Source organism: Emticicia sp. C21, assembly GCF_003418935.1.
GTDB lineage: Bacteria > Bacteroidota > Bacteroidia > Cytophagales > Spirosomataceae > Emticicia.
In genome coordinates this window covers 282020-298202 of sequence record NZ_QVMT01000004.1, presented here as the reverse complement: position 1 = coordinate 298202, position 16183 = coordinate 282020, and the positions used below count along the sequence as shown (strand labels likewise).

Here is a 16183-nt window from a genome sequence, read left to right as displayed (position 1 = left end):
TTCACCGAAAAAATATTTAACTTCGTGAAACTCCATGTTTTGAACTCTGTGTCACTCCGTGGTTAAAATTTTTAAATAAAGTATATCAGAACTTTTTACATTTTCTGTTGACGAAAACTACTTCTTCAAAATCCACGCCCAATTCATCTCTGTCACAACAACTTCTTCTTCCGTTTCGTCGGTGATTTTTACGGCTACGTTTACATCGCCTTTATCAGTTTCCCGAATCTGACTAATTTGCTGCTCCGTTAGCGTAGCAACCGCTTTTTGTTGCCCTTGGCTTCGTTTGATGAATTTCACTGAGAGATTTTTCATCAAAGGGAGCTTGTTGTCGGGGATATTCATACCCACAACCATACCCGTAGCGGTTTCAGCTAAAAGGGTAGTGGCGGCGGCATGAATTTGTCCGATATGATTCTGGACTCTGGTTTTATTGGGAAGTATAATTACGACCTCGTGGCAAGTCATTTTTTCGAAATGAATACCTGCTGTGCCAACGAATTTAACGAATTTACCAATGGAATAATCGCGTAACCAATTTTGCAGAAAAGCTGGCATTTTCTGAACCTTTGCAAGGTTTCGGTTAAGGGCGTTGTTATATTCCATTAGGATTGAGAGAAAGATTTAGTATCTTTAAATGATTTTTTTACTAACCATTCTGCGACTAAAAAAATAGTATGCAAGCATAATTTCACAACAAAGATACAGTAAAGAAAATATTATGCAAGCATACTAATATAAAATTTATTTGTAATAAATCCCGGATAAATCAGACAATAAAAATTTTGATTGGCAAGTGTTTTTATGAAACCATTTTTTTGTGGCATTGGTTTTTATTAATAACACTCAGATATAATTCGCTACATTATTATTATTTTTTATTGATTTGATATTATTCGATAAAAATTAAAAATCACTATTGTTTTTATGAAACTGATACCTATCGAAAGACGCAGCAACTTAAGTCGAGAAGAGTTCATCGAGAATTATCTAAAGCCCAAGAAACCAGTTATTTTTACTGACCTTGTGAAAGATTGGCCTGCTTTGGATAAATGGACATTTGATTGGCTTCGAACAAATTACGGGCACATTGAAGTACCATTATTTGATAATAAAGTTCATGATGCCAAAAATTACTATAAGGCTGCTAAAACCATGCCTTTTGGCGATTATCTGAGTCTAATAGAGCAAGGGCCTACCGAATTACGTATTTTCTTATTTGATATCTTTAAGAAAGTACCCGAACTGGCTAACGACATTCGTTTCCCGACGATTATGGATGGCTTTTTGAAAAGCTATAAATTTATGTTTTTTGGTGGTCAGGATGCTGAAGTAAACCTTCATTATGATATGGATTGCTCGCACGTGTTCCTGACGCAATTCCAGACTCGTAAGAAAATCGTCCTTTTTCCACAGGAAGAAAGCGTTAATCTGTACCATCACCCATTTACGGTACAAAGTCACGTACACCCATTAAAACCAGACTTCAAGAAATTCCCTGCTTTCGAAAAATCGGTAGGTTATGAAGCTACTTTTGGTCACGGCGAAACAGCTTTCATTCCATCGTTATGGTGGCACTATATCAAGTATGTAGATGGTGGTTTTAGTCTGGCACTAAGAGCGAATGACTCTATCTTTACAACTGTAAGAGGTGGCTGGAATCTGGTGCGTCATACTTTTGTAGATAAAGGAATGGCCAAGATGTTAGGCCCGCAGTGGAAAGAATGGAAAGAAAATAAAGCCCAGGAAAAAGCAAATCAATCGTTACAGGAAGCATGATTTATGATGAAAGCAGCATTAAGGAAAGAATATCTTCAAAAAAGGAACGACCTGCCGAATACTGATATTAAAGGGTATTCGAAGAAAATCCATGATTGGATTTTCAAGAGTTTTCCTATGCATAACTATGCTGTGATTCATACATTTTTGCCTATCAGAAGAAAGAACGAGGTTGATACGCATCTGGTAATTGATACTTTAAGAAAAGATTTTAAGGCTGATATTGTGATACCTAAAAGCCATGATGATGGAAGCATGACCCATTATCCGCTTAAAGATGATACTATCTTATTGGAAAATAAATTCGGAGTACCCGAGCCTCTCAATGGTTCGCCACTGAAAGTAGATCCTAAAGAAGTTGATTTAGTAATACTCCCTCTATTGGCTTTCGATAAACAAGGGTATCGAGTAGGGTATGGAAAGGGGTATTATGACCGCTTTTTAGCCGAATGCCGACCGGATGTAGTGAAAATTGGTGTTTCTTTTTTTGAACCTGTTGATGTTATTGAAGATATAAATGGTGAAGATGTAAAGCTTAATTATTGCGTTACACCTAACGGAATCTGGAATTTCGAATCTGTTTAAATATTGCCTCTGCAGGTCGGATTATAATTTTTAAACAGACTTTTAAAATATTTTGTATTATTCCAAGAAAAACAAACAAAAATTTCTATTATTTTTGCACTCCCAGCCCCTTTGCAAATTGGGGCTTTCTTGTAAATATATGTCTAACTAAAATTTTCCCATGTAAACCGTGGGGTTTCAATCATGAAAATCGCAGTTGTAGGTGCTACCGGACTGGTAGGCACTGAAATCTTGAAAGTCTTGGCGGAACGCAATTTCCCCGTTACCGAAATTATTCCTGTTGCTTCTGAAAAATCTATTGGTAAGCAGGTTGAATTTAAGGGTAAGCAGTTTACGGTAGTAGGCTACGAAGACGCAATCAAGATGAAGCCTGCGGTGGCAATATTTTCGGCTGGTGGAAGTACTTCGTTGGCGTTGGCTCCGAAATTTGCAGAAGCAGGCATCCCGGTTATTGATAATTCATCAGCCTGGAGAATGGATCCTACCAAAAAACTGGTAGTGCCGGAAGTAAATGCTGATACCTTAACAGCAGAAGACAAAATTATTGCTAACCCGAATTGCTCAACTATTCAGATGGTAGTTGTAATGAAACCATTGCACGATAAATACAAGATTAAACGTGTGGTTGTTTCAACTTACCAATCGGTTACAGGTACAGGTAAGGCAGCAGTTGACCAGCTTTTTGCAGAAAGAGGTGGCGATGACGATGCAACTAAGAAAGTATACCCACACAAAATAGATTTGAATGTATTGCCTCATATCGATGTTTTCCTTGACAATGGTTATACCAAAGAGGAAATGAAAATGACCAACGAAACCAAGAAAATCATGGGTGATGATAGTATAGCTGTTACAGCTACTACTGTTCGTATCCCAACTATCGGTGGTCACTCAGAGGCGGTAAATATAGAGTTTGAAAATGATTTCGATTTGGCAGAAGTTTCAAAATTGTTGAGCGAAACAGAGGGTGTAATTGTTCAGGATGACCCTAAGAATTTTGTATACCCGATGCCAATCAATGCGCATGGTAAAGACGAAGTTTTTGTAGGACGTATCCGTCGTGATGAGTCTCAGGCAAAAACTTTGAATCTTTGGATTGTAGCAGATAACCTTCGCAAAGGTGCTGCTACCAACGCTGTACAAATTGCAGAATATCTATTAGGTAAAAACTTACTGGCTTAATAGCAAGCATATAAGAAAAGTAAAAGGGTCTCAATAGAGACCCTTTTTTGTTTGAAGATGAAGTGTTTGCGACTAATTTAGCGATACAAAATAGCCTATGGTTAATAGGCTATTTTGTAAAATATCAGATTGCCGGGTCATTTGGCGTATTGGTATTGTTATCTTTCTCGGTCGTTGGGTAAGGATACCAGTTACGGGTGCGTTCTGCACCTGCGGTACCTGGGCCTGGGCGACCAAAGCGACGGCTATCTTCTAAGCGGAAGCCTTGCAGGAATAATTCAATACTGCGCTGTCTGTAAATCTCTGTCAGAATAGCCGTTGCAGTTTTTTCTCCGGCATAAGCAGGTAAGCCTGCGCCAATCCCCCAGGCATCAGTAGTTTTGGTTAAAACATTATTTAATTCTGTTACTGCGGCATCAAGGTTACCTTTGCGAGCCTGGGCTTCTGCTTTAATCAGGATAATTTCTCCCGGTAAATACACCGGAAGGGCAGAGTTATTGGCTGTATAAAAACTTGCTCTGCCTAAGTTGTTAGTGGCGCTTGAAGTCTGGAAAAAGAAAGGAATTCTTTTATCAGCCGCTTCTGGTTTCAAGCTAGCGGGAAGGCCGAAGTCAGTATTAGTAGGTTCAGTTACGTTACGGTTGCTGAATACAACGTCGAACATCGGGTTACGGGAAGTATCATCAAAATTAAAGGCCGATTTTTTGGTTAAATCTACCTTTGCAGCAGCTGCTAAAGCTTTGTCATAATCACCAAGCATAATACTATAGCGAGCGATAAGCGCCTGAATGGTGTTGGCCAAGTCAATGCCCGGCACAATACGGCTGGTGAAGCTAGCAGAAACTGGAGTAGCCAAGGCTGTAGCAGCACTTTCAAGTGTTGTTATGGCAGCTTTTAATACATCTGCACGCGGAACAAAGGCGGCGTTCGTACCTACTACCAATGGCGCTTGTTCCCAACCTGTTGCCAGATTTCCCAAAGCCAATGCTTTGAAAATAGAGGCATAAGCTATCAGACCGCTCTTGGTACCTGCATCCTGCACAATATTGACATTATTTAAGATATTGTCAGCATTTGCTTTCACTAAGTGGCTTTGATTCCAAAGGTTCGAGATAACCGAGTTAGGGTTTTGTACGCTGCCTGCTCCAGTTTCAAGGAATGCCTCATCGCCATTACCTGCGTTGAGTACTTTTAGTTCTTTGGTTGTTAAACCAATGGCTGTCGGTAGTGCATAACCCGGGCTTGCACGCCCGATAGTTAAGCGATATTGTAAACCATTGGCTAAGGCAATCAGACCGTTCACGTCGTTGACTACCTGTTGTTCACTGGCAGCACTCGGGTTTAGGAACTCCTGATTACAAGAAGTTGCCAACAGAGTAGTAGCCGTCAGAACTGAATATATGAATGTTTTTTTCATCTTTTTTTTAAATCCCCTGTCAAATGCTTCTCATGCTTCGGGGTAAATTATATGCATGAAATCTGTTTTTTGAAAAGAACCAAATGAACTGATTATCAGAATGTAGCTGTTAACTGAACCTGATAAGTTTTCGGAATCGGTACGTTACCGAAGTCTACGTTACGCAATAAATCGTTGTTACCACCAGCATTGGTTTCAGGGTCATAGCCATTGTATTTATCCCACGACATCAGGTTACGACCAACCAAAGTAAGATTGATATTGCTGATACCCTTAATGATATTAGGCAATTGGTAGCCAAACGACAATTCACGTAGCTTCACAAATGAACCATTATCCACACGATATTCGCTGATGTTCGCCAATGAGAATACATACCCACGAGGTAATTCTCCGGTCATTTCTTTTTCTGCAATATCACCTATTCCTACGTTGTTTCTTGTACGTTTATCAGCATTGAATACGCTAACCCCTTGCACGGCATCTAACAAGAATCTGAAACTGAAGTTTTTCCAGCCAAGTGAGTTAACGAATGAGCCTGTCCAATCAGGATTAGGGTTACCAATAATTGTTCTTACAAAAGTAGTTCCTGCCTCGTACGAAGGTTGTCCTGCAGCATCGCGTTTTGGTTCATATACAACAGCATTATTGGCTTGTGTACCTCTTTCACGTTGTGGCAAACCTTGTGAGGTAAGCAATAAAGTTCCATCTGTGTTTCTGGCGTAAGGGAACTCATAGAATACAGAGGCTGGTTGTCCCTGAATCAAGAAAACAGGAGCACCGGCTGCATTGGCAATAGCTACAGTTGGACTACCCAAGCTGATAACTTTGTTGCGATTGCGGTTGTAAATAATGGTGAAATCCCAGTTGAAATCTTTTGTTTTAACAGGTGTTACATTCAAAGCGATTTCAAGTCCTTTGTTCTCCATGGTACCCACGTTATTAACGATACTTGTTCCACCTGTTGTAGCTGCTAATACACGGTTTACCACAAGGTCTGAGATAGTTTGTTTGTAAATTGTTACACCTAAGTTGATTTTGTTTTTCCAGAACGAAAGGTCTGCACCACCTTCTGTCTCGGTCATACGTTCAGGACGCACACTTGGGTTAGCTAAAGTTGAACTCGGAACAATCGTGTTTCTTCCTAAAAGCGGTACAGGCAGGAATTGCCAGAAACGGTCGTAAGAGCCAATACCTGTCAGGTTTCCGGCCTCTCCCCACGAAGCACGTAGTTTTAAACCACTTATGATATTGTTAATTTTACTGTTTTTCCAGAAATCCAGATCAGATGGTACGAAGCTACCGCTTAACTTAGGATATAATTGTTTGGTTTCGCTTGGAGAGAATTTAGACGAACGATCCTGACGGATAGCTCCTGTTATGAAAGCCAGGTTTTTATACCCAAAAGTAGCCTGTCCGAAAAATCCACTTAGATTGTATTGGTCTACACCAAAACCTGCTGTTACGGTTGTACTTGCCGCTCCACTTACCGTTTCAATGAAAGGAGCAAGGTTTTCACCACTTGCCCTGGCAAATTCTACTTTGCTCGATTGGTAGTTACCCCCTGCAATCAGGTTCATGGTGAAATCTTTGCTTAATTCTCGCTGATATGAAATGTTTAAGTCAGTATTGAAAAGCAAAGAGTTATTGTTGGCATTAGCTGCATAACCATTCGGATAGCGCTCAGCAGGAAGACCTGCAACTGCCTGATAAGGGTAAGCCGGAATATAGTTTTTACCTAAAGCTGCATAAGCATCAACCCCAACAATCCAGTCAATAGCAAAACCTTTAAAAGGCGTTAGGTTTAACTGGAAGTCATTTACTGTACGATTAACAGCTTGCGTAAACTTCATGGCTTCAATAGTAGTCAATGGATTTACACGGGTTGGCTCAACTGCTTGTAAATTTCCTGCTGCATCGCGTACGGTAATATCGTAAATATTATTGGTGATATTAACCGAGTTGATAGGGCTGTAGAATACGTTACCATTGGCTTTTTCATTTGAAAAACTATTGGTATAACTTAGACCTACCGACATTTTTGCCCAGTTGGCCAGACGTTGGTCAACTCTGGCTCTTACCCCATAACGGTTGAAATCTGTACCTTTAATGATACCCTCATTTTTCATGTACGACAACGAAGCAAAATATTGGGTTCTATCATTGCCACCACTGATGGATACATTATTATCTGTTCCCAGACCTGTCTGGAATATCTGGTCCTGATAATCGTAGCGTTTTACATCAACGAGGTTACTAGCCAGATTGTTATTGGTTCCGTCACGTTGAATATTTACAACAGTTGTTCCCGGATTAGCTGCAATCTGGGCGGGTGAAACAACGCCAATCGTATGCAAACGAAGTCCTGCAAAACCAAACTGCTTGCCATACGTAGAGATAAATACCTTTTTGCGTAGCTCATTAGCATTAACACTGGTTGTAAAAGTAACGCGGGGAGTACCTGTTTTACCACGTTTGGTGGTAATCAAAACCACTCCATTCGCTGCCCGCGAACCATATTGCGCTGCAGCTGCCGCACCATTAATCACATTGATGCTTTCAATATCTGACGGATTGATATCAGCCAAACGGTTGGTACCGATGGTTGCCGCACCTACCTGATTACCCAAAGCTGTTTGCGAAACGTTGGCAGATGAGTTACTCACAATAACCCCGTCAATTACATATAAAGGGTCTGAACTGCCCTGAATTGATTTTACCCCACGCAAACGAACGGTAATTCCACCGGCAGGGTCTCCTGAATTCTGGGTAATTTGTGCACCGGGTACTTTACCTTGTAAGGCACTTACCAGGTTTGATGATCCTGTCTCTTTCAATTGGTCGGCATTCACCGCACTGATGGCATTTCCTAACTCACGACGGGACGTACGGATAGTAGAACCCGTTACCACCACCTCATCAAGGTTCATTACATCATCTGTCAGGGTTGCATCTAAGGTAATTACTGTCTGATTATCGAGATTTACTTCTTGTACTTTCGTAGCATATCCTACCGAGCTCACCGAAATTTTGTATCTTCCCGGGTTAAGATTGACATTCAATGTGTATGACCCTTCTAAGTCGGTCATCGTTCCAAAGGCTGTTCCGTCAATTTTAACAGTTGCTCCGGGCACACCTCCTGAAGCATCTGAAACTTTACCTTTAATTACGTAAGCTGTTCTTTGTGCCCATACGCTCAGCGAGCATAGCAGCATCACAGCTACATAAGTAAAAGTCCTTAATTTTACCTGGTAATTTTTCATCATAAGAATAAGAGTTTAATATGATTAAGTAAATAGCTGTTTGAAAAACGCATAAAACCGCATTTCTGAATAGCAGATTGATTTGCATATTTACTACTAAAAAATTGATTGTAAAATACTTATTTGAAATATTTATTCGATTTACTTTACCTTTGAGAAAAATTATATAATTTAGCTTATATAAAATTGCATAAAACCGCAAATCAATAATGCACAAAGTCGCAACGCCTCTGCTATTAAAAAAAGAACGTCAGGATTTCATTATTAAAGAACTTAATTTACATAATAAAGTTCTGTCGTCAGACCTTTGCAGCCAGCTCAATGTTTCAGAAGACACCATCAGACGAGACCTGAACGAACTGGCAGAAAGCGGTAAATTGGTTAAGGTGCACGGCGGGGCTTTATCGGTTTCTTATTCGGGCAATAGTAGCGAGGATGTGGTTTATGCCAGGGAGCAAAAATTGATTATTGCGAAAAAAGCAGTCAGCCTTATTCAGGATGGGATGCTGATTCTAACCAGTGGAGGAACTACTTTGAGAGAGGTAATCAAGCTATTGCCTAAAGACCTGAACGCTACCTTTTGCACGGTAAGTCTAATGACAGCAGAGGAACTATTGAAACACCCGAATATTGAGGTAATTTTTATAGGTGGTAAATTATCAAAAGATGCCAAGATATCTGTGGGTGGAGACTCTATTCTGAAACTAAGCGAGATGTCATTCGACTTATGCATGGTAGGTACTAATGGTATTGATGCCAAGTTTGGGGTGACAGACTCTGATCTTGAAGTAGTGCAGGTAAAAAAGGCTATGATCAGGGCTTCTAAAAAAATAGTGGTATTATCTATCTCTGAAAAACTCAATACCGTTTGTAGAGGGGGTATCTGTAAACCCAATGAAATAGATTATCTGATTACTGAATTAGATAATCATGCTCCAGAGTTGGCAAGCTATCATCAGGCAGGGATAAAATTATTATGAATAATGTGGTATATGAATTTTGCCACAATGTACACTAAATGCACGATGTGACACAATTTTTTTATAGTGTAACATTGTGTTTTATTGTGTACATCGTGGCAAAATTTTGTATTCTATAAATGTGGCTTTATTTATAAATACTTGTAATTAAGCCTGTTAATCTCCCGAAGTTTTTTAATATCCCATTCTTTTCCGAACTTTGTAGGCTGAATAGTCGTTTAACTATTCTATGCCTATCATATACCAATTAATAAAAAGTTGAAAACAAAAGGTTCGGTTAAAAATAAAGTAAATATAGTTACGCTTGGCTGTTCGAAAAATCTGGTCGATTCTGAGGAGCTTTACACACAGTTGAAAGGGAATGGGTATAACGTAACACATGAGTCAAAAAAGGATGATGCTAATATAGTTATCATTAATACCTGTGGTTTCATTGATAATGCCAAACAGGAATCAATAGATACCATTCTTCGCTATACCGATGCTAAAGACGCTGGTGTAGTAGATAAAGTATATGTAACAGGCTGTTTATCACATCGTTACAAAGACGAATTAGAAGTTGAAATTCCGACCGTTGATGCCTGGTTCGGCACCAACGAATTACCACGTATATTAAAGACCTTAAAAGCTGATTATAAGCAGGAACTGGTAGGGGAGCGTTTGTTAACTACTCCGGCGCACTATGCCTACATGAAAATTTCGGAAGGTTGTGATCGTCCTTGTAGTTTTTGTGCTATTCCATTAATGAGAGGCAAACACCTTTCAAAACCGATTGATCAATTGGTGCTGGAAGCAAAAAACCTCGCTAGAAAAGGCACAAAAGAGTTAATTCTGTTAGCACAGGATTTAACTTATTATGGATTGGACTTGTATAAGAAACGCGAATTAGCTAATTTACTCGACCAATTGTCAGATGTAGAAGGAATTGAGTGGATTCGTCTGCAATATGCCTACCCATCAGGTTTTCCTTTAGAAATTCTTGATGTAATGAAGAATCGTTCAAATATCTGTAAGTATCTCGATATGCCTTTGCAACATGGTTCAACCGAAATGTTGAAAATGATGCGCAGAGGTATCACCAGAGAGAAAACGGAAGACCTGATTAAAACTATTCGTGATACTGTACCTGATATTGCCTTGCGTACGACTTTGATTACCGGACACCCGGGCGAAACAGAAGAGCATTTTGAAGAAATGTACCGTTTTGTAGAAGACACCAGATTCGAGCGTTTAGGCGTTTTCCAGTATTCACATGAAGAAAATACACATGCTTATTCAATGATTGACGATGTGCCAGCCGAAGTAAAACAGGAGCGCAACGATTTGATTATGGAATTGCAGCAAGGAATTTCACAGGAAATGAATCAGGAGAAAATAGGTAAAACATATAAAGTACTGTTTGATAAAAAAGAAGGCGGATACTTTATTGGCCGGACTGAGTTTGATTCTCCCGAAGTAGACAATGAAGTATTAGTGCCCGCTTCTCAATATGTGCGCAGAGGAGATTTTGCCAATGTCAGAATCACTGATGCCACCGAATTTGACTTATATGGTGAAGTAGTTGCTTAACACTTCTCCAACTATTATAGTTGCTTTCCCTTTACATGAGCCAGATATAAGCTCTTCAGAGACTCTTTAAAACAAAAGGTTTTGCAGATTTATTAAAATTTCCAAAAATTCTAATAATATTGCCAGACCCTGCGTTATTTAATCGATGTTCATGTCAAGATAAGTGATGAGATTGATTTTGTTTTCGTGTGTATCTGTACTAGTTTCAGTCGAGTTACTGGCGCAACAACCTGTTTTTCGTTCACAAAGTACAAATGTGAGTGTTTTTTCATCAAACACCACACACACTACCAAGCCAAATTCTTTTATTCCCGAAACTGAAAAAAAGAACGCAAAAAAACATTTCGCTCCTGCCGGAATAAATATCCACCTGATGCCTCTGTTTGGCGGATATGATAAAACCGACAGCCAGAAAGCTATTGACGCCGAATTTCTGAAAGTGTGCGATGTGAACTTTAAAAACCGCAAAGAGGCAAGTGAATTCTTCTCTATACGTGCTTGGGAATATTTAAGTGAAGGCCAGAAAGATACTGCTACTTACCGTTTCAATCTGGCGTATCTGCTCGATGATGAAAATGTAGATGTTTATTGGGGTTTAGGTGTTATTAACTATCAGAATGAGAAGTATGAAGATGCTGTCAATCTGATGGAGCATGGTCTTGAACTAGACGATGAAGACAATGTAACCCTGATGGTTGATTTATCAACAGTATACCTGAAATGGTTTATGGTTGATAAAAAGACCGAGCACATGGATAAAACATTTGATTTGTTAGCCAGTGCACTAAGAAAATCTCCTGAATGTGCCAATGCGTATATGCAATTATCGTTGGCACGATTGACCAATAATCAGATTGACGATGCATGGGAGAGTTTCCATAAAGGTTATGAGCTAGACCCACAAAATGCCAATCCTGAAATTCTGCTGGCATTGTTAGAAAAGAAAGAAGACCCTAAGGGGGTATTCAAGAAATAATCATCCAAATCTCCTCCGATAAACCAAAGGCGTTACACCTGTCTGGGTCTTAAAAATCCTGTGAAAATGCGATAGGTTCTGAAAACCACATTCGATACTAATCTGGCTTATATCTAACTGATTGTCCATTAGCATTTTGCGGGCATTACTCAATCGTATTTCGTTCAGAAAATATACATAGGTTTTTCGGGTACGTGATTTAAAATATCTACAGAATGAAGGGACAGTCAGGTTGGCAATTTCTGCAATAGTGTCAAGTGAAATATCTTCTTTGTAATTTTCTAAGGTAAACTCTAATATCTTTCGCATACGCTCATTCTCAGTCTCATCAGGCTTGATACTAAAGCCCTCGCTTGCTAAAAGCTCGTAGTCTTCGCAGATAGATAATTGTTCTAAAGCGCTAATTAAGGCTAATAGCCTGGTTACACCCTCGGTTTCAAATACTTTCCAGATAAATGGCGCTAATGTTTGAGGAAATTGAATACCTGATTTAGCTGTATTCAAAAGCGTAATAATAGACTTACACTCCGGAAGGTTATTTAATATATGATTGACAAAAGCAGTAGAAAACTGAATAACTACGGCTTCATGTAATTCTCCATCTTTTTTAGGATTTATATCGCTTCGCCAGAAATGGGGGAGGTTTGAGCCTAACAAAACTAAATCACCTGCTTCAAAATTGGCTACATGGTCTCCTACAAACCTTTTGCCTTGTCCTTTAACGATGAATGTTAATTCATATTCAGGATGATAATGAAGCGGCGCATCAAATTGAGGCAAAGCCACATATCGGGTCAGAAATGATGAACCTTCATCGGCTAATATTTTTTCAAACAGGGCTTTCATTCAGGGTAAAATAGCAAGGATATTACAATCATTGTAATACATTAATTAACATAAGAATTATTTAGGCGAACAAATTTATGTTAAAATACTATATAAAAATGAAAATAATAAAGATTTTTCTTAGAAAAATTCTATCGAAATTTGTGGTACTCTATTCAACCATAACATGATTAAGCAATGACTGCTCATTCAGAGAAAACAATACTTTTGCATCAACTTAACGAACCTTTTCAATTGTCAGACGAAGCTATCGCATTTTATCGGGAAAACGGTTATGTAAAACTCAAAAATGTTCTTTCAGCAGAAGTATTAGCATACTACGGCGAAATCATTACCGATTGGGTTTTCAAACTGAATAAGCTCACAAAACCGATGGAAGAGCGGACGACTTACGAAAAGGCTTTCCTGCAAATCATGAATATGTGGCGGGAAAACGAAGAGGTGAAAGAGTTTGTTTTTTCAAAACGTCTGGCGCAAATTGCTACGGAATTGATGGGAGTCTCCGGTGTGAGACTCTATCATGACCAAGCCCTTTACAAAGAACCAACTGGAGGTATTACGCCCTGGCATGCCGACCAGTTCTACTGGCCCTTGTCAAATCCAAATACTATTACGGTATGGATACCTTTGCAGGATACGCCGATGGAGATGGGACCTCTGGCATTTGCCGAAAAAAGTCAGACTGTAGAAATTGGCCGGGATATGGAAATATCAGACGAATCAGAAGCATTACTGGCAGAAACTTTGAAACAATTCAGCATGAATGATACGCCTTTTGCGTTAGGCGAAGTGAGTTATCATGCGGGTTGGACTTACCACAGAGCGGGCGCTAATTTGTCAGGAAAGCCTCGTAAAGTAATGACTATGATTTACATGGATAAAGATATTAAAGTAATTGAACCTACCAATGAGTATCGTATGGCAGACTGGCAGACATGGCTTGATAGCAAGCCGGTAGGAAGTATTGCAGATGGAAAGCTAAACCCTATACTATACTAGTCTTAAAGAGGCGGGGCTTTACGCTAACCTTTTGCGTAAAGCTCCAAATCCTAAAGTAGACACCAACCCCAGAGAGCCCAGAATATACCACAGGGCATCAAATCCGAACAAAGCTATCGTTTGTGTACCTATCAAAGGCGCAGAAATCTGGGCAATAGACCAACTCATGGCATATAATGCTGAGTATTGACCTCTGTTATGAGGCTTTGCCCGCTCTATACTGAATGCATTCATAAAAGGCATCGCAAACATCTCAGAGAATGTGGCAAAAATAATCCCGATAATCAGCCAGATATAATTGTGCGTGAGCAGGAAAATAATATAGTTGGGTATTACCAGAAATGCTCCGAAACTTATTAGTGCCAGGCGCTCAAATCTCCCCTCAATTTTATAGATAAAAATCATTTCAAATAGAGCTACTATCAGGCCATTCAGCCCTAGCAAATAACCAATCTGGACTTCTGTCAGATTACAGGCTTGTTTATAAAAAAGCGGTCCAATCGTAAATAGTTGTGAGAAAGCAATAGCGTATAAGGAAGCCAGTACGATAAATATCATGTAGGTACGGTCTCTTAGCGCTGAATCTTTTTTGTCAATCACTGTTTCGGTGGCTTCCGCTTCTTTTTTCTTTCGGGTACTTCTCAAAAAGGCCCAAACGAATATTCCTGCACCAATGTTCGTCAAACCATCTGCCCAGAAAAGTAAATCATAGTCTCTTGCTGCCAGAAAACCGCCAATAGCAGGACCGATAGACCAGCCTAAATTAATGGCTAAGCGTATCAATGAAACCGAGCGCGTAAAGGTTTCAGGCGTACTAAAATCGGCAATGGAAGCAGAGTTGGCCGGGCGATAGGCTTCACCAAAGGTACTTAACAAAAAAGCATAAATACAAAGGAGATAAAAATGCTGGGTATGTACCATCACGATAAACATGATTCCGCCGAGAAATAAGCTCCAGAATTGCACGGGGTAATAACCTATTTTATCAGTCAGCTTTCCGCCCATCCAGGTTCCAAAAATAGAACCAACACCAAACATAGTCATAACTATACCTGCTTCTTGCACACTGAAATGCAGTTTTTGAGTCAGATAAACCGTCAGAAAGGCAATGACCATCGTACCACTCCGGTTGACGAACATCACAATTGCCAATAACCACACTTGCCGGGAAAGTCCACCGAAAGCATTACGAAATAAGGAAACCATGTGAGGATAAAAGAAGATAATAGGACTCTGACAAAGGTAGTATTTTCTCTACTTGCATCAAACGAAAGTATTTACTAGTTTTGTCAAAGGAGGTATGCAAGCATACCAATTCATCTCTAAAAAATACTATTCAACTCATGGAAGCATATATATACGATGCCATCCGTACTCCCCGGGGTCGTGGCAAAGCAGATGGTTCTCTTTACGATGTTCAGCCAATTCAATTACTCTCTACTGTTTTAAAATCCCTAAAAGATCGCAACGATTTAGATACCAGTTTTATAGATGATGTAATTGTTGGTTGTGTATCTCCGATTGGCGAGCAGGGTGGTGATATTGCCCGTGCGGCTGTATTAGATGCAGGTTATGCGCAAACTGTGGCAGGGGTACAAGTCAATCGTTTCTGTTCATCAGGTTTAGAGGCTATCAATATGGCGTCAGCCTATGTGATGTCCGGTCAGGTAGATTTACTGGTGGCAGGTGGCGTAGAATCTATGTCTCGTGTACCAATGGGCTCTGATGGAGGAGCATTGATGATGAATCCGCAACTGATAGCACAGCATAAAATTGTGCCTCAAGGTATTTCAGCCGACCTAATAGCAACCAAATATGGTTATTCAAGAACTAATGTAGATACCTTTGCTGCCGAATCAGTGCGTAGAGCAGTAGAAGCACAAAAGAATGGTTACTACAAGTCAATGGTCTCTGTGAAAGACGAACTAGGGATAACCGTTCTGGATAGAGATGAGGGCATCAGACCTGAGACAACTGTTGAGTCTTTAAGCAAACTCAAACCTGCTTTTGAAATGTTGGGAGGTATGGGACTTGATGCCTTAGCCTTATTGAAATATAACAACCTGACTAGTATTAACCACGTGCACCATGCCGGAAATTCTTCTCAAATCAGTGATGGGGCAGGGGCCTTGCTGATAGGAAATAAAGAGATAGGGCAGAAATTAGGTCTAAAGGCTCGAGCTAAAATCAAATCTTTTGCTATAATAGGTTCAGACTCTACTATTATGCTCACGGGCCCTGTACCTGCTACGCAGAAAGTTTTGAAGAAAGCCGGAATGACCATGAGCGATATAGATATTTTTGAAATCAACGAAGCCTTTGCGGCCATACCAATGCTATTTATGGATCAACTAGGTGCTGATCATAGCAAAGTAAATGTAAATGGAGGAGCTATTGCCTTAGGTCATCCACTAGGTGCTACCGGTGCTATTTTATCGTCTGCCCTAATTGATGAGATGGAACGTACAGGTAAAGGCGTTGGTTTGGTGAGCCTTTGTATAGGTGGAGGCATGGGTATTGCTACTATTTTTGAGAGAGTGTAAAGAGAAATGAAGTTTTAATACAGGAGTGATAAAACAAAAATCCC

General features: G+C 39.8%; 13 protein-coding genes. 8 read left to right on the top strand and 5 right to left on the bottom strand.

Features of this window, described 5'->3' with window-relative positions; translation table 11 throughout:
- Positions 1-117: 117 nt before the first annotated feature.
- Positions 118-606 carry a DUF4442 domain-containing protein gene (locus D0T08_RS11770; RefSeq protein WP_116982833.1) on the bottom strand — a complete coding sequence of 163 codons (489 nt, stop codon included), beginning with the start codon at positions 604-606 and terminating at the stop codon, positions 118-120.
- 321 nt (positions 607-927) lie between these two features.
- On the opposite strand from D0T08_RS11770, the gene D0T08_RS11765 reads away from it, so the two are divergent.
- The 3 genes from D0T08_RS11765 to D0T08_RS11755 all read left to right on the top strand — a co-directional run bounded on the left by D0T08_RS11765 (position 928) and on the right by D0T08_RS11755 (position 3546).
- Positions 928-1779 carry a cupin-like domain-containing protein gene (locus D0T08_RS11765; RefSeq protein ID WP_116982832.1) on the top strand — a complete coding sequence of 284 codons (852 nt, stop codon included), beginning with the start codon at positions 928-930 and terminating at the stop codon, positions 1777-1779.
- A 3-nt stretch (positions 1780-1782) separates the two neighbouring features.
- The gene (locus D0T08_RS11760; RefSeq protein ID WP_116982831.1) at positions 1783-2364 is read left to right on the top strand and encodes a 5-formyltetrahydrofolate cyclo-ligase; all 582 of its coding nucleotides are present in this window, start codon (positions 1783-1785) and stop codon (positions 2362-2364) included.
- A 183-nt stretch (positions 2365-2547) separates the two neighbouring features.
- A complete protein-coding gene (locus tag D0T08_RS11755; RefSeq protein ID WP_116982830.1) occupies positions 2548-3546 on the top strand; it encodes an aspartate-semialdehyde dehydrogenase in 999 nt (332 codons plus the stop codon).
- A 124-nt stretch (positions 3547-3670) separates the two neighbouring features.
- Here D0T08_RS11755 and D0T08_RS11750 read toward each other — a convergent pair whose 3' ends face one another.
- Positions 3671-4963, bottom strand: coding sequence for a RagB/SusD family nutrient uptake outer membrane protein (locus D0T08_RS11750; RefSeq protein ID WP_116982829.1), 1293 nt, complete (start codon positions 4961-4963; stop codon positions 3671-3673).
- Between the two features lie 95 nt (positions 4964-5058).
- Entirely contained in the window at positions 5059-8229 is a 3171-nt protein-coding gene (locus D0T08_RS11745; protein WP_116982828.1) for a SusC/RagA family TonB-linked outer membrane protein, read from the bottom strand.
- Positions 8230-8435: 206 nt separating this feature from the next.
- On the opposite strand from D0T08_RS11745, the gene D0T08_RS11740 reads away from it, so the two are divergent.
- The 3 genes from D0T08_RS11740 to D0T08_RS11730 all read left to right on the top strand — a co-directional run bounded on the left by D0T08_RS11740 (position 8436) and on the right by D0T08_RS11730 (position 11751).
- A complete protein-coding gene (locus D0T08_RS11740; RefSeq protein ID WP_116982827.1) occupies positions 8436-9206 on the top strand; it encodes a DeoR/GlpR family DNA-binding transcription regulator in 771 nt (256 codons plus the stop codon).
- A 258-nt stretch (positions 9207-9464) separates the two neighbouring features.
- Positions 9465-10775: a 30S ribosomal protein S12 methylthiotransferase RimO gene (rimO, locus tag D0T08_RS11735; RefSeq protein WP_116982826.1), complete on the top strand. Its 1311-nt coding sequence runs from the start codon at positions 9465-9467 to the stop codon at positions 10773-10775.
- A gap of 166 nt (positions 10776-10941) precedes the next feature.
- Positions 10942-11751, top strand: coding sequence for a M48 family metallopeptidase (locus tag D0T08_RS11730; protein ID WP_116982825.1), 810 nt, complete (start codon positions 10942-10944; stop codon positions 11749-11751).
- On the opposite strand, the gene D0T08_RS11725 is transcribed toward D0T08_RS11730, so the two are convergent.
- Entirely contained in the window at positions 11752-12597 is an 846-nt protein-coding gene (locus D0T08_RS11725; RefSeq protein WP_116982824.1) for an AraC family transcriptional regulator, read from the bottom strand.
- Positions 12598-12774: 177 nt separating this feature from the next.
- Between D0T08_RS11725 and D0T08_RS11720 the strand changes: the two genes are divergently transcribed.
- Entirely contained in the window at positions 12775-13596 is an 822-nt protein-coding gene (locus D0T08_RS11720) for a phytanoyl-CoA dioxygenase family protein (protein ID WP_116982823.1), read from the top strand.
- A gap of 18 nt (positions 13597-13614) precedes the next feature.
- Here D0T08_RS11720 and D0T08_RS11715 read toward each other — a convergent pair whose 3' ends face one another.
- Positions 13615-14802 carry an MFS transporter gene (locus D0T08_RS11715; RefSeq protein WP_116982822.1) on the bottom strand — a complete coding sequence of 396 codons (1188 nt, stop codon included), beginning with the start codon at positions 14800-14802 and terminating at the stop codon, positions 13615-13617.
- A gap of 137 nt (positions 14803-14939) precedes the next feature.
- On the opposite strand from D0T08_RS11715, the gene D0T08_RS11710 reads away from it, so the two are divergent.
- Entirely contained in the window at positions 14940-16139 is a 1200-nt protein-coding gene (locus D0T08_RS11710; protein WP_116982821.1) for an acetyl-CoA C-acetyltransferase, read from the top strand.
- The last annotated feature ends 44 nt before the right edge of the window (positions 16140-16183 follow it).

Excerpts from the sequence above, each read along its gene's own strand:
- D0T08_RS11770 (WP_116982833.1), bottom strand. The coding sequence starts at position 606 with ATGGAATATAACAACGCCCTTAACCGAAACCTTGCAAAGGTTCAGAAA.
- D0T08_RS11765 (WP_116982832.1), top strand. The coding sequence starts at position 928 with ATGAAACTGATACCTATCGAAAGACGCAGCAACTTAAGTCGAGAAGAG.
- D0T08_RS11760 (WP_116982831.1), top strand. The coding sequence starts at position 1,783 with ATGATGAAAGCAGCATTAAGGAAAGAATATCTTCAAAAAAGGAACGAC.
- D0T08_RS11755 (WP_116982830.1), top strand. The coding sequence starts at position 2,548 with ATGAAAATCGCAGTTGTAGGTGCTACCGGACTGGTAGGCACTGAAATC.
- D0T08_RS11750 (WP_116982829.1), bottom strand. The coding sequence starts at position 4,963 with ATGAAAAAAACATTCATATATTCAGTTCTGACGGCTACTACTCTGTTG.
- D0T08_RS11745 (WP_116982828.1), bottom strand. The coding sequence starts at position 8,229 with ATGATGAAAAATTACCAGGTAAAATTAAGGACTTTTACTTATGTAGCT.
- D0T08_RS11740 (WP_116982827.1), top strand. The coding sequence starts at position 8,436 with ATGCACAAAGTCGCAACGCCTCTGCTATTAAAAAAAGAACGTCAGGAT.
- D0T08_RS11730 (WP_116982825.1), top strand. The coding sequence starts at position 10,942 with ATGAGATTGATTTTGTTTTCGTGTGTATCTGTACTAGTTTCAGTCGAG.
- D0T08_RS11725 (WP_116982824.1), bottom strand. The coding sequence starts at position 12,597 with ATGAAAGCCCTGTTTGAAAAAATATTAGCCGATGAAGGTTCATCATTT.
- D0T08_RS11720 (WP_116982823.1), top strand. The coding sequence starts at position 12,775 with ATGACTGCTCATTCAGAGAAAACAATACTTTTGCATCAACTTAACGAA.
- D0T08_RS11715 (WP_116982822.1), bottom strand. The coding sequence starts at position 14,802 with ATGGTTTCCTTATTTCGTAATGCTTTCGGTGGACTTTCCCGGCAAGTG.
- D0T08_RS11710 (WP_116982821.1), top strand. The coding sequence starts at position 14,940 with ATGGAAGCATATATATACGATGCCATCCGTACTCCCCGGGGTCGTGGC.